The sequence below is a fragment of the Sulfitobacter undariae genome (assembly GCF_014196805.1).
GTDB lineage: Bacteria > Pseudomonadota > Alphaproteobacteria > Rhodobacterales > Rhodobacteraceae > Sulfitobacter > Sulfitobacter undariae.
Genome location: NZ_JACIEI010000003.1, coordinates 40,034 through 53,383, shown reverse-complemented (window position 1 = coordinate 53,383; position 13,350 = coordinate 40,034). Strand labels below are relative to the sequence as shown.

14 protein-coding genes are annotated in these 13,350 nt (G+C 55.3%); 6 read left to right on the top strand and 8 right to left on the bottom strand.

Features of this window, described 5'->3' with window-relative positions; translation table 11 throughout:
- Window positions 1-5 precede the first annotated feature (5 nt).
- Window positions 6-1,016 carry a nicotinate-nucleotide--dimethylbenzimidazole phosphoribosyltransferase gene (gene cobT, locus GGR95_RS06035; RefSeq protein WP_184563855.1) on the bottom strand — a complete coding sequence of 337 codons (1,011 nt, stop codon included), beginning with the start codon at window positions 1,014-1,016 and terminating at the stop codon, window positions 6-8.
- Window positions 1,017-1,097: 81 nt separating this feature from the next.
- Here cobT and cobS point away from each other — a divergent pair, with 81 nt between their 5' ends.
- Window positions 1,098-1,853, top strand: coding sequence for an adenosylcobinamide-GDP ribazoletransferase (gene cobS, locus GGR95_RS06030; RefSeq protein ID WP_184563852.1), 756 nt, complete (start codon window positions 1,098-1,100; stop codon window positions 1,851-1,853).
- A 59-nt stretch (window positions 1,854-1,912) separates the two neighbouring features.
- Here the strand turns inward: cobS and GGR95_RS06025 are convergent, their stop codons facing one another.
- The 5 genes from GGR95_RS06025 to GGR95_RS06005 form a co-directional block, all read right to left on the bottom strand.
- The gene (locus tag GGR95_RS06025; protein ID WP_184563850.1) at window positions 1,913-2,425 is read right to left on the bottom strand and encodes a CarD family transcriptional regulator; all 513 of its coding nucleotides are present in this window, start codon (window positions 2,423-2,425) and stop codon (window positions 1,913-1,915) included.
- A gap of 264 nt (window positions 2,426-2,689) precedes the next feature.
- A complete protein-coding gene (gene fdxA, locus GGR95_RS06020) occupies window positions 2,690-3,025 on the bottom strand; it encodes a ferredoxin FdxA (RefSeq protein ID WP_184563848.1) in 336 nt (111 codons plus the stop codon).
- Window positions 3,026-3,079: 54 nt separating this feature from the next.
- The gene (locus GGR95_RS06015; protein ID WP_184563846.1) at window positions 3,080-3,469 is read right to left on the bottom strand and encodes a S4 domain-containing protein; all 390 of its coding nucleotides are present in this window, start codon (window positions 3,467-3,469) and stop codon (window positions 3,080-3,082) included.
- Entirely contained in the window at window positions 3,466-6,279 is a 2,814-nt protein-coding gene (locus GGR95_RS06010; protein WP_425506382.1) for a helicase-related protein, read from the bottom strand. Before GGR95_RS06010 ends, GGR95_RS06015 begins: the two co-directional genes overlap by 4 nt.
- 19 nt (window positions 6,280-6,298) lie before the next feature.
- Window positions 6,299-6,856, bottom strand: coding sequence for a tetratricopeptide repeat protein (locus GGR95_RS06005; RefSeq protein ID WP_184563844.1), 558 nt, complete (start codon window positions 6,854-6,856; stop codon window positions 6,299-6,301).
- 74 nt (window positions 6,857-6,930) lie between these two features.
- Between GGR95_RS06005 and GGR95_RS06000 the strand changes: the two genes are divergently transcribed.
- The 4 genes from GGR95_RS06000 to GGR95_RS05985 all read left to right on the top strand — a co-directional run bounded on the left by GGR95_RS06000 (window position 6,931) and on the right by GGR95_RS05985 (window position 10,827).
- Window positions 6,931-7,221, top strand: a complete 291-nt coding sequence (locus tag GGR95_RS06000) for an SCP2 sterol-binding domain-containing protein (protein WP_184563842.1) — start codon at window positions 6,931-6,933, stop codon at window positions 7,219-7,221.
- Window positions 7,222-7,234: 13 nt separating this feature from the next.
- Window positions 7,235-8,182: an alpha/beta fold hydrolase gene (locus tag GGR95_RS05995; RefSeq protein ID WP_184563840.1), complete on the top strand. Its 948-nt coding sequence runs from the start codon at window positions 7,235-7,237 to the stop codon at window positions 8,180-8,182.
- 363 nt (window positions 8,183-8,545) lie between these two features.
- Window positions 8,546-10,366: a M3 family oligoendopeptidase gene (locus GGR95_RS05990; protein WP_184563838.1), complete on the top strand. Its 1,821-nt coding sequence runs from the start codon at window positions 8,546-8,548 to the stop codon at window positions 10,364-10,366.
- The gene (locus GGR95_RS05985) at window positions 10,363-10,827 is read left to right on the top strand and encodes a hypothetical protein (protein ID WP_184563836.1); all 465 of its coding nucleotides are present in this window, start codon (window positions 10,363-10,365) and stop codon (window positions 10,825-10,827) included. The genes GGR95_RS05990 and GGR95_RS05985 overlap by 4 nt, the downstream gene beginning before the upstream one ends.
- 93 nt (window positions 10,828-10,920) lie before the next feature.
- On the opposite strand, the gene rpoH is transcribed toward GGR95_RS05985, so the two are convergent.
- Together rpoH and GGR95_RS05975 are read right to left on the bottom strand one after the other, a co-directional pair.
- Window positions 10,921-11,817, bottom strand: coding sequence for an RNA polymerase sigma factor RpoH (gene rpoH / locus GGR95_RS05980; RefSeq protein ID WP_184563834.1), 897 nt, complete (start codon window positions 11,815-11,817; stop codon window positions 10,921-10,923).
- Between the two features lie 171 nt (window positions 11,818-11,988).
- Entirely contained in the window at window positions 11,989-13,023 is a 1,035-nt protein-coding gene (locus GGR95_RS05975) for an RluA family pseudouridine synthase (RefSeq protein ID WP_184563832.1), read from the bottom strand.
- Between GGR95_RS05975 and GGR95_RS05970 the strand changes: the two genes are divergently transcribed.
- Window positions 13,022-13,306, top strand: a complete 285-nt coding sequence (locus tag GGR95_RS05970) for a DUF6476 family protein (RefSeq protein ID WP_184563830.1) — start codon at window positions 13,022-13,024, stop codon at window positions 13,304-13,306. The genes GGR95_RS05975 and GGR95_RS05970 overlap by 2 nt on opposite strands.
- The last annotated feature ends 44 nt before the right edge of the window (window positions 13,307-13,350 follow it).

Genomic DNA, 13,350 nt, shown 5'->3' with positions numbered 1-13,350 from the left:
CAGGGTCAGGCGCCGCTCACGCCTGCCTCTGCAAAAGTGGCCATCCCGCTGTGACATTCCAACGCTGCTTTGACGATACTGATGGCCAGCGCCCCGCCAGACGCTTCACCCAGCCGCAGCCCCAACTCCAACAGCGGTTCTTTGTCTAAGGCCTGTAACATGCGCCCATGCGCGACCTCAGCGCTAAGATGTCCTGCAATACAGTGATCAAGCGCAGTTTTCATCGTGTACTCCAGACAGGCAGCGGCGGCTGTACAGATAAATCCGTCTAGAATGACGGGAATTCGAAGGCTGCGCGCACGGGCAATTGCCCCCGCCATCGCTGCCAGCTCGCGGCCCCCCAGACGGCGCAAAGTTTCAACCCCGTCGCCCTGCCCTTGGTGCAGCGCCAGCCCTTCGGCAACCACGCGGATTTTATTGGCAAGTCCGGCATTATCTACGCCGGTGCCCCGACCTGTCCAATCTGCAGCGTCGCCCCCTATCAGCGCCGCGGCAAGTGCGGCCGCCGATGTGGTGTTCCCAATGCCCATCTCGCCGACCACCAACAGGTCTGCATCCAGCCGCACCGCATCCCATCCCGCAGCAAGCGCCGCAACGACATCTACCTCGGACATGGCAGGGCCTTGGGTGAAATCCATGGTCGGGCGATCCAATTCCAGCGCATGCACATCCAAATGAGCCCCCGCAGCACGGGCCAGTTGGTTGATTGCCGCCCCGCCATGTTGGAAGTTCAGCACCATTTGCTCGGTCACTTCTGGTGGAAAGGCAGAAACGCCTTGCGCAGCGACGCCGTGGTTTGCGGCAAAAACAATAATCTGGGGTGCGTGTATCTTAGGCCGCGCATCGCCGCGCCAACCTGCATACCATTGCGCCACGTCCTCTAGTCGTCCCAAGGCAGCGGGAGGTTTGGTGAGCTGGGTATTCCGTTCAACCGCCCCTGCATGCGCAGCAGCGTCAATCGTAGGCATTTCGGCAAGGACTGCGCGAAACCCGTCCAGATCAGAAAACTCAGCCATATTAGAAACCCTCATTGCCAGTTCATTACGGTCTGTTTATCCAATAAGGCGCGGCTCACAAGCGCTGAAAGGGCAAATCTCATGGATAAACCGAACCCGATCCGCCAAATCTGGCTCGCTGCGGTGCTTCTTACGCGGCTGCCGCTTCCTCGCTTGCCCGCCTCTGCCTTTGCCGATGGGGCGCAAGCAGTCTGGTCCTATCCCTTGGTCGGGTTGGCTGTGGGCGCAGCGGGCGGGCTGACCGCACATCTGGCGCTTTTGACTGGTTTACCCTCTTTCGCAGCCGCAGCGCTGGGATTGGCCATGATGATCATGATCACGGGAGCCATGCACGAAGACGGGCTGGCGGATGTCTTTGACGGTTTTTGGGGAGGGTTCATCCCATCCCAACGGTTAGAGATCATGCGCGACAGCCAGATCGGCACCTACGGCGTTTTGGCTCTGCTCACTGTTTTCACGTTGCGTTTAACGGCAATTGCCGCCCTTTTAGAACACAACAGCCTCTTTCCCATTTTCGCCGCCGCCGCAGTATCACGTGTCACGATGCCTGTGTTGATGTACGCCCTGCCCCACGCCCGCCAAGACGGGTTGGCCCATAGCGTTGGCCGCCCCTCAATTTTCAGCGTGGCACTGAGTTGTGGCATTGCCGCTGTGATCGCCTTGCTCTGTCTTGGGGAAACCGGAATTATTGCGCTCAGCATCGCAGCTGGCGTCACCTTTGGCGTGGGTCACTTGGCCAAACGCAAGATCGGTGGCCAAAGCGGCGATGTGTTAGGCGCCGCCCAGCAGATCAGCGAAGCCGCAATCCTAATGGTCTGCGCCGCCCTGTTGTTATAACCCACGAAAAAGCCGCGCCTGAGGGTGTCAGACGCGGCTCTCAATTCTGTATAACAAGCTTAGGCAGCGATACGGCTGTCCAGCACGTCACCAACCTGTTTGGCCGCAGCCAATTCATCGCCGCCAGAAACAGCCGCAACTTCACGTGTCAGACGCTCAAGCGCTGCTTCATACAACTGGCGCTCGGAATAAGACTGCTCACGTTGGTCATCGGTGCGGTGCAGGTCGCGGACAACTTCGGCAATGGCGATCAAGTCACCCGAGTTGATTTTCTGTTCGTATTCTTGCGCACGGCGCGACCACATGGCGCGCTTGACCTTGGCCTTGCCTTTAAGCGTTTTCATGGCATGGGCAATCACGTCAGGTGAGCTGAGCGCGCGCATCCCGATTTCCGTGGCCTTGTGCGTGGGCACGCGCAGAGTCATTTTGTCTTTCTCAAACGCGATCACAAACAGTTCCAGCGTGATGCCCGCGACTTCCTGCTCTTCAACGGAAACGATCTGGCCTACGCCATGCGCAGGATAAACGACGAATTCATTGGGGCGGAAATCAAGCTTTTTCGATTTGGTCATACTGTTTAGGCTCCTAAAGCGGCGCTGCCCAAAGGGGCGGCGCACAAAGACACGCAAATCAGATAGGCCACAGCCTGAGAGAATTACGTTAAATTTTGAATGGTCAGTTGCGCCGTGGCAGTTCGGCGTTTGGATATGTGAAACAAAGTGTCATTGCATATACTATAACATAAAATCGCCCCCCCCGAAAGGGCAGCAAAACGTCGAAATTATAGGAAATGTTTCATTTTTACTAAATCGAAACCGAATCGGTAGGGGACTGTCTCAGCCGCCCTCACCCGGTGCTTCGGAGAATAAATCCATCTTACCCTCTTTGCCGTTCATTTCATCGGCATTGGGCAGCGGGTCTTTCTTACTGATGATCACCGGCCACAGCTCGGAATACTTGCGGTTGAATTCAACCCATTTTTCCATGTCCGGCTCTGTATCGGGACGGATCGCATCAGCGGGGCATTCAGGCTCACAAACGCCACAGTCGATACATTCATCAGGATGGATCACCAACGTATTCTCACCCTCATAGAAACAATCCACAGGGCATACTTCTACACAGTCGGTGAATTTACAGGCGATGCAGGCGTCGTTCACGATATAGGTCATGGAAGAATGTCTCTGTATGGGTGGAATAGGCTCTAGCTAGATCAGCTACTGCAATCATTCAAGGTGGCGCGCCTTAGAAAGATCAAGCTGTCGGCGGTCACGCTTGGTTGGACGACCTTTTCCCTCAAACGCTGGGTTTACAGGAACAAAGTCCTTCGGTTTGCGCACGGGCGGGGCCATATCCGTATAAAGTGCTTGGGCTTCGGGGGCCGGACCACGCCTTGTGCCGCATTCTTCTACGCGGATCACGCGAATATGATCGTCTTTTGAAAAGGTCAGAACATCACCAGCAGAGATCGTTGTACTGCGTTTGGATGCGGGGGTGCCGTTGATGCGGACTGCTCCTCCGGCGACAACGCTTGCCGCCAGAGTGCGTGTTTTAAAGAACCGTGCGAACCACAACCACTTGTCGAGGCGCAGCTTCTCCGCAGGTTGATCGCTCACTTGTCTGTTTTGAGGCCCATCAGAGCCGCAGCAAACGGGTTATCGGGATCGATCTTTTTCTCGGCCTTTGGTGGACGCGCCGAGAAATTCTGGCTCTTGTTGCCTTTACCACCGTCACGCGCAGGCTTTTTACCGCGCGGCGCAGGTCTGCCTTTGCCCTTAGGACGGTCACCGCCAGCAGGCTGACGGCGTGGCGCACGCGCCCATGTGAAGGTGTAGAATGTTTCCATTTCTACTTCTTTCACCTCGGCATCTGCTGCTTCACCAACAGGTGTCTCTGTTTCAGACATCGCAGCAATTGGCGCTTCTTCTGTAGGCTGTGCATCAGTATCTACAATCGCACCCTCAGCAGGCGTATCCGCAACATCCATCACAGGCGTGTCTTCAGCGGTTTGCGTGGCCGCCTCTGGTACAACGGCAGTCACGGCTTTCACTTTGGCGCGTGAGCCAGCTTCGGCGTTATAGCCCAGACCCTTCATCAGATCAGCGAACTGCTCCAACGTCGTGCCAGAAATCGACAGCATATCTGCTTTCGCCTCAAACCCGCTGCGCGAATCTTCGGAGCGCAGCATATCCGCCAGACGCTCCAACATATCGATGCGGATCGCACGGGTGCCGGCATTGCGGTAGCCAGACATTGTGTCAGCGCCAGCAGGTGCGCTGGCATCAACGGGAATTGTCACCATGCCCGGAGGAGGTGATTCGGGGAATTCAGCCAAACCTTTGGTCAAAGACCACAAGACCAGACGCAACCGCGTGGGTGCTGGCTTCAACAACAGCGGCAGGAAGATCGTGAACTGGCCAAAACGGATGCCATGTTTGCGCAGCGCGCCACGTGCATCCTGATCCAGTGCTTTTACTTCTTCAGCAATATCCGCACGCGGCAGCAGGCCAAAGCCCTCAACCAGACGGAAGGCAAAGCCACGGGCCAAACCTGTCAGCGCTTCGTCTTTTTGAAGCGCGATCAGCGGCTCGAACAACGCCGCGATTTTGCGGTCAATGAAATGCTGCAAGCGGCGCTGCACCTTCTGTGCAACCTCTGGCCCTGCCACATCATCCACAAATACTTCGACTTGCGGCTTGAGGCCATCAGCCCCAGCCACGAGTTTGCCCACAGCAGAACTGCCCCACATGAGGCCACCTTGCTCGGTGAAATCGATCTCCGTGTCCGGTGCATTATAGAAACGATCCGCACGCAGGTGAAACTGCGGTGCCAGCGCTTGCAAAGCAGCTGTCTTGATCGTTTTCGTTTCTGCCGTTCCGGCCCCTTTGTCTGCGCGGAAACGGAAACCGTCCAGCTTGCCTACAAATTCGCCTTCAACGGTTACTTCACCGGTATCGCTATTAACTTCGGCCACCATGGCTTCCTTCTGTCCTAGCCGGCGTAACAATACAGATGTACGCCGATCTACAAATCTTTGGGTCAAACGCTCGTGGAGAGCATCCGACAGTCTGTCTTCTACGGCACGCGCTTGCCCGCGCCAATGGTTTTCGTCATTTGTCCAACCTTTGCGCTGGGTAACGTATGTCCAGGTTCGAATAAACGCCAGTCTCTTTGATAACGCATCAATGTCCCCATCGGTTCGATCAATGAGCTTTATTTGTCGCGCCAGCCAGTCATCAGGGATGTTTCCGCGCTGGTGCAGGTGATTATAGATGATTTCCAGCAGGTTTGCATGTTCGGCGTGGCTGATCCCGCGAAAATCAGGGATTCGGCAAACATCCCACAATAATTTGACCGACTGCCCGTCAGTTGCCCGCGCTGCAACCTCGGCATCGCCACTCAATGCCTTCAGCGCCCGCAGATCATCCGCTTCGCGAGCCCGCACAAGCCGTTCATGATCGGGCGCTTGCTCCAACGATTTGATCAGGCTGGCAATTGTGCCAAATTGTAAACGCGGATTACGCCAGTTGATTTTATTCTGCGGTGTAAATTGGTGATCCATGATCGCCCGTGCCACAGCATCGTCCAACGGCGGCGCATCCCCTGTCACCCCGAACGTGCCATTCTTCATGCCACGCCCTGCCCGACCCGCAATCTGCGCCAGCTCATTTGGCGCAAGTGGCCGCATCCGCCGCCCGTCGAATTTGCTCAGGCTGCTAAAGGCAACATGATCCACGTCCAGATTAAGGCCCATACCGATGGCATCCGTCGCCACAAGATAATCCACCTCACCGTTTTGGTACATCTCGACCTGCGCATTGCGTGTACGCGGGCTTAGCGCCCCCATAACCACGGCTGCGCCGCCCTTTTGGCGACGGATCAGCTCGGCAATGGCATATACATTCTCAACAGAAAATCCGACTATTGCACTGCGCGGGCGCATTCTGCTTATCTTTTTCTGACCTCCATAGGTCAATTCAGACATTCTATCGCGGTGAACAAATTGTGCCTCGGGAACCAGCGCCGCAATCGTACCGCGCATGGTATCCGCGCCCATAAACAACGTCTCATGCAGGCCACGGGCGCGCAAAAGCCGATCTGTAAACACATGGCCCCGTTCGGGATCTGCGCAAAGTTGAATTTCATCCACGGCCACGAAATCTGCGCCCATGCCTTCGGGCATCGCCTCAACCGTGCAGACCCAGAACTGGGCACGCGGCGGTACGATCCGCTCTTCACCTGTAATCAGCGCCACGACCGAGGGACCGCGCACAGCGACAATGCGGTCATAGACCTCACGTGCCAAAAGGCGCAAAGGCAAACCAATGATCCCTGTCCGATGCCCCAACATCCGCTCGATTGCATAAGTGGTTTTACCCGTATTGGTCGGGCCTAATACGGCCACAACCCTGCCTTGCGTATTCACCGCAAATTCCTCACCACTATTAGAGGGTACGCCCGATACCTTCGGACTTCAGTTTCTCAAGGGCTTTTTCAGCGCCCTCATGATGCGGGTTTAGCGCCAGAACACGGCGGTAAAGATCTGCGGCACGGCGCGTGTCTTTCAGGTCCTCGAACATGACAGCAAGGCCGTATATCGCATTGAAGTTACTTGGATTAAGTTCAAGCGCTCTTTCCAAATCAGCCAAAGCAGGACCATATAGATCAGCCCGGTAATAGGCGGTTGCGCGGGCGTGAAATCCTTCGGCAAACTCTGGCGCGTGATCAGTGAGCGCAGTAAAGTGATCTATCGCTTCGGCGAATTCCCCCACAGCAAGCGCATCACGCCCCCGCTTGAGCAACAAATCCATCGCTGCCGACCCCGAGCGCGACCACTCCCGCTCAACATCGCGTTCCGCCGCGCGCGCTTGCTCGGCAGGAGACGTACGTAGCGTTTCCAGCAATTCATCCAGTCGATCCTGTGCAAACACAGGGTTACTGAGCAACACAACTGCACCAACTGCCGCGACGGTATGTTTGAGGTTGACGATTTTTATAAGCATAACAAAAGTGAATGTAACAGGTGATGGACCAAATTCCAGTAGGTCCATCACCATTTGCCAAAAAAGGGCTAAAAATGAGCGAAGTAATTAACGAAGCGGTAAACCAACTCTCTACAAAGATGTCTGATGTTGAAATTGGCGGCACCGTCAAATTCGAAATCGAAGGCGAAGGCTGCATCATGGTTGACGACAGCGGCGTACGCGCAGGCGACGAAGAGGCGGATGTCACCCTCACCGCAGATACTGACACCTTCCAAGGCATGATGAACGGCGACACAAACCCGACGTCTGCATTCATGACAGGAAAATTGAAGATCGATGGCGATATGGGCATGGCTATGAAGCTCGCCTCGACGCTAGCATAATCTCAATGATCGCATGACCCTGACGCCCGCGCCCCTTTTCACCGATATCCACCCCGGCCCTGATCCGGCAACAGCCTATTGGGCGGAAACCTCGGACGGTGTTCGGGTCCGGCTGGGCGTTTGGGATAAAAAGGGGGCGCGTGGCACAGTCCTGATTTTCCCTGGTCGTACTGAATACATTGAAAAATACGGGGGCGCGGCGGCAGAACTAGCGGCACGCGGCCTCGCCTCAATCGCCATCGATTGGCGCGGACAAGGTTTGGCTGATCGCCTCCTTGATGACCCACTTACCGGCCACGTCGAACATTTTACCGACTACCAAAAAGACGTGGCCGCAATGATGCGTGTGGCGCGCAGCCTGAATCTGCCGCGCCCCTATTTTCTATTGGCCCACTCGATGGGCGGCTGCATCGGGTTGCGCGCCGTCATTGAGGGCATAACGGTTCAGGCTGCGGCCTTTACTGGCCCGATGTGGGGGATCAACATCTCGCCCCTGATGCGGCTGCCTGCGCGCGCCCTGAGCACCCTCATGCCCCACTTCAACCAAGGGCACCGATTGCTTCCCAGCACCATCTCCACCCCTTATGTGCTCAGCGCCCCCTTTGACGACAATACGCTGACCACAGACGAAGAAATGTACGACATGATGCGCGATCAACTGACCGCACATCCCGACTTAAAACTGGGCGGGCCCAGCTATACTTGGCTGCGCGAGGCACTTGCCGAAACCCGGCACCTGTCTTTGCGGGCCGTGCCAAACCTACCCTGTGCAGCCTATGTCGGCAGCAATGAACGGATCGTTGATGTACCACGGGTCCACGCCCGAATGGAAAACTGGAATGGCGGACAGCTTCACATTGTGGAAGGCGGCGAACACGAAATTCTTCTCGAGACGCCCGCCATCCGAACACGTGTGTTTGATGAAATCTGCGCTTTATTCCTCAACATCAAGAAGTATTAGCGCAACTGTCTTTTTAGGCATAATATCAATTTAGTAGCCGTTAAACTTAATCCACATTATGAACAAGCACCACCCAACTCCACATCGAACATGTTTATAAACAATTAACAACGATACCAATAGATTAAAGCACACTCCTCACTTTACTCGACATTCCATAAGCAGCGTCAATAATTACGTCAAAAAATCAACGTTCTCCTCAATGAGATTCGATTTTTGGGCATAAAACCCCCATGCTAAATCCACGCCACCCGATAGTCAGCAGGCGCTGCGCCTAGGATTATCCCCTTCGTGGCCCGTATCACGTCTTGCCCCTCGCGCACGCCATGCCTACCTATGATGCAAACGATCAAAGGATAGCCCATGTTTCACCTGCCATACCCCGTTCACGATGCCAACGCGCCCAGCGGCCAATCTCCTTTTGGTGATCTGCCCGAGTGGAACCTCAATGATCTATACACAGGTGAAGACGCACCCGAGCTGAAACGCGACCTCGACTGGCTAGAGCAAGCCTGCGCCAGCTTTGCGAATGACTATGAAGGCAAGCTGAGCACGCTGGACGCTGCTGGTCTGTTGGATTGTGTGCTACGCAACGAAAAGATCAACCAGATCGCAGGGCGTATCATGTCCTACGCGGGTCTGCGGTACTACCAAGTCACCACCGATTCAGGCCGCGCGAAGTTCATGTCGGATGTGCAAGAAAAGATTACAAATTTCACCACCCCACTTGTTTTCTTTACCTTAGAGCTAAACACCCTTGAGGATGAATTCCTCGACGGGTTGCTGGCCAAAAACGCCGACCTTGCGCGATATAAACCGATCTTTGACCGCATCCGCGCCATGAAGCCTTATCAATTGTCGGATGAGATGGAGAAATTCCTGCACGATATGGGCGTCGTGGGTGATGCATGGGAGCGCCTGTTTGACGAAACCATCGCAGGTCTCAAGTTTGACGTGAACGGCGAAACACTAGGCATTGAGGGCACCCTGAACTTGATGACAGACCCTGACCGTGATGTCCGCGAAGCAGGTGCCCGCGAGTTGGCGGATGTGTTTGGCGAAAACATCAAAACCTTTGCGCGGGTGCACAACACCCAAGCCAAGGAAAAGGAAATCATGGACCGCTGGCGCGGCATGGAGACAGCCCAGACAGGCCGCCACCTGAGCAATCAGGTAGAGCCCGAAGTTGTCGAGGCGTTGCGCGATGCCGTTGTAAAAGCCTATCCAAAGCTGTCGCACCGCTATTATGCCCTGAAAAAGAAATGGCTTGGTTTGGACACGATGCAGGTTTGGGATCGCAATGCGCCCCTGCCCATGGAAGACCCCAAGATCGTTGATTGGCCAACCGCCGAAAAAATGGTGATGGATGCCTATACCGCCTTTGATCCGCGTATGGGCGAATTGGCCAAGCCGTTTTTCACCAAAGGCTGGATCGACGCAGGTGTGAAACCCGGCAAAGCCCCCGGCGCCTTCGCCCACCCCACCGTGACCGATGTGCACCCCTATGTGATGCTCAACTATTTGGGCAAGCCGCGTGACGTGATGACCTTGGCGCATGAGTTGGGCCACGGCGTCCACCAAGTGCTGGCCGCAGGTCAGGGCGAGATGCTGTCTTCTACTCCGCTCACACTGGCCGAAACTGCCTCCGTATTTGGTGAAATGCTGACTTTCCGCAAGATGCTGGAGAACGCCAAAACCAAATCAGAGCGCCGTATCCTTCTGGCGGGCAAAGTCGAAGACATGATCAACACGGTTGTTCGTCAGATCGCGTTTTATGACTTTGAATGCAAACTACACGCCGCACGCAGGGGTGGAGAGCTGACTCCGGATGACATCAACGCACTGTGGATGTCCGTCCAAGACGAGAGCTTGGGGCCAGAATTTGAATTCATGGACGGGTATGAGACCTTTTGGGCCTATATCCCCCACTTCATCCACTCCCCTTTCTACGTCTACGCCTACGCCTTTGGTGACGGCTTGGTGAACGCGCTCTATGCCGTCTATGCCGAAGGCAACGAGGGTTTTGAGGACAAATACTTCGACATGCTCAAAGCAGGCGGCTCCAAACACCATAAAGAGCTGCTTGCCCCCTTTGGTTTGGATGCAAGTGACCCTGCCTTCTGGGACAAAGGTCTGTCGATGATTTCCGGCATGATTGATGAGTTGGAGGCCATGGAAGCATGATACGTGCGCTTCTAATGGTTGGCCTTTTGGCCACAGGTGGCACACAGGCTGCCGCTCAGTCCCTAGTAGGCAAATGGGATTGCAGTGGCCGTGCGGGGCGCGGTGAGGCGATCCGCACCCTGCAAGAATACAAAGCCAATGGTCAACTGTATCATCTCGCTAATATGGCAGTGGGGGATCGGCGCGGCCGCATCGATGCCTCTATCGCCATGCGCGGGCGCTGGGAGATAAAAGGCAACAGCCTACGTGAAAACTTCTCTTCTTCACGCCTGCGGTCTCTCATGGCGGACGGGAATGATATCTCAAACACGTCTCTAGGCCGCAGCATGTCTAAATCGCTCCCGATGCGGATGCGGATGAACGGGCCTAGCAACACCAGCCTTACAAAGATCAAATTTGTATCACCGCGTGAATTTCGCATTGTGTCTGGCCGTATTAAAGGCACCTGCACAAAGCGCTGACGCTGGCAGACAATTGCCGGTGCATTATCAAAAATACAAAAGGCCGCCCCGAATGGAGCGGCCTTTTTATTTGGTTACCTGAATGAGGCTAAATCAATCCGCAGCAACCATGCCTTTTTCATCAGCCAGTTCACGCATCCGCGTTTGCAGCTTCTCAAAGGCACGTACTTCGATCTGGCGAATACGCTCGCGGCTTACGTCATATTGGCCGCTCAGGTCTTCCAGCGTGATCGTCTCGTCTGACAGGCGGCGTTGCACCAAAATGTCTTTCTCACGGTCATTCAGAACGTCCATGGCTTCGGCCAGCATCTCGCGGCGTGTTTCCAGCTCGTCGCGTGCTTCGTAATCGCCCGCTTGGTCGGCGTTATCGTCTTCCAACCAATCCTGCCATTGCATCGTGCCTTCGCCCTCGGACCCGACAGTGGCGTTCAGTGACGCATCCCCGCCCGACATGCGGCGGTTCATTGAGATGACTTCAGCCTCTGTCACACCCAATTGTGTGGCGATGGTGGTCACGTTTTCAGGGCGCAAATCGCCCTCTTCCAGCGCACCAATTTTATTTTTGGCTTTGCGCAGGTTGAAAAACAGCTTTTTCTGGCCGCTTGTTGTGCCCAGTTTTACCAAGGACCACGAGCGCAGGATGTATTCCTGAATGCTCGCTCTGATCCACCACATCGCATAAGTCGCGAGGCGGAAGCCCTTTTCGGGATCAAACCGTTTCACCGCTTGCATCAAGCCTACATTCGCTTCTGAAATCACCTCGGCTTGTGGCAATCCATAGCCACGATAGCCCATAGCGATCTTGGCAGCCAAACGCAGGTGCGATGTCACCATCCGGTGCGCCGCTTGCGTATCTTCTTTCTCTACCCACGCTTTGGCGAGCATATATTCCTCTTCAGGTTCCAACAGCGGAAATTTGCGGATTTCCTGCATATAGCGGTTCAGACCGCCTTCCGGTGTTGGTGCCGGCAGATTTGCGTAATTGGCCATGGCTCAAGTCCTTTCCCTGGCGCCCATGTTACTAGGCTTAACATCCATATGGGGTGCATTTTTGCAGATACAAGATCGCCCTGCCCCGTTTCGTTCATACTTACACAACATTTGTTAACGTGAAATGATCCAACAGGATTGTCACAGACATGTGCGGGATATGTCAGAATGTCAGGCCTGTGAAGGCTCCAGCAAGGCAAGCAGCGCCGCCATGTCGTCAGGCAAAGGGGCCTCAAAACGGATGTTTTCACCGCTCACAGGGTGGATAAAGCCCAAGACAGCCGCATGTAACGCCTGACGCGGAAAATTCTTTACCGCTTCGGCTACAGGCTCAGGCAGCGCTGTGCGCGCCAGTTTCCGCTTACCGCCATATGTCGGATCCCCAACAAGCCCGTGGCCTGCGTGGGTCAGATGCACCCTGATCTGATGGGTGCGACCTGTTTCCAGCCAACATTCCATCAAGGCGATCACAGGCGGCGTACCAAATCGCGCAACGGTACGCGCCCGCGTGACGGCGTGACGACCTTGACCAAAGAACACCGCCTGCCGCTGCCTGTCCGTTTTGTGGCGGGCCAGTTGCGTGGTAATCTTGAGGATATTGCCTGTCTCGAAATTTGTCCCTTTCACGCCGCGCAGGCGAGGGTCATTTGCGTCAGGCACACCGTAAACCAGCGTGCGGTAATACCGCTCAACCGAATGGTCCGCGAATTGTTTAGCCAGCCCGTGATGCGCCACATCCGATTTGGCCACCACCAACAAGCCAGAGGTTTCTTTATCAATCCGGTGCACAATACCGGGGCGTTTCATGCCACCCACGCCCGATAGGTCGTCACCGCAATGGGCCAGCAACGCATTCACCAACGTCCCCGAAGGGGAACCCGGCGCAGGATGCACAACCATGCCAGCGGGTTTGTTGATCACAATCAGATCGGCGTCTTCATAGACAACATCCAAAGGAATCGCTTCGGGCAGGATGTGGCTCTCTTGGGCTTCCTCGACATCAATATCGATCTGCGCCCCCTCGCCCACCACAGCACGTGGATCATGCACAACGTTGCCGTTGACCTGAACCGCCCCCTGATCAATCAATTTTGCAATCCGCGTGCGCGACAGCACCGCATCCTCTGGCACATCGCGGGCAAGCGCCTTATCAAGTCGCGGTGGCGGCGTTTCGCCCAAGATGAATGAAATACGGCGGTGCGACATGGAAGAACTTTCTGAACCGGCCAACCTGCGCTTTTTGCGGCGGATGGTTACGGTGCTAACAACAGTGATGATTGTCGGCGTGGTAATCGTTATCGGCCTGCTTGTCACGCGTCTGAGCCAAGATACCCCTGTTTTACCTGAACAGATCACTTTGCCCGATGGCGCCAAGCCTGTTGCCTTCACCCAAGCGGCCAATTGGTATGCTGTGGTAACAGACGCAGATGAAATATTGATATTCGACCGATTTACAGGCGCCTTAAAGCAAACTGTTACAGTGGAGTAAGAACCGCCATTCGGTTCCTCACATTATAACGGATATTTCCTGAA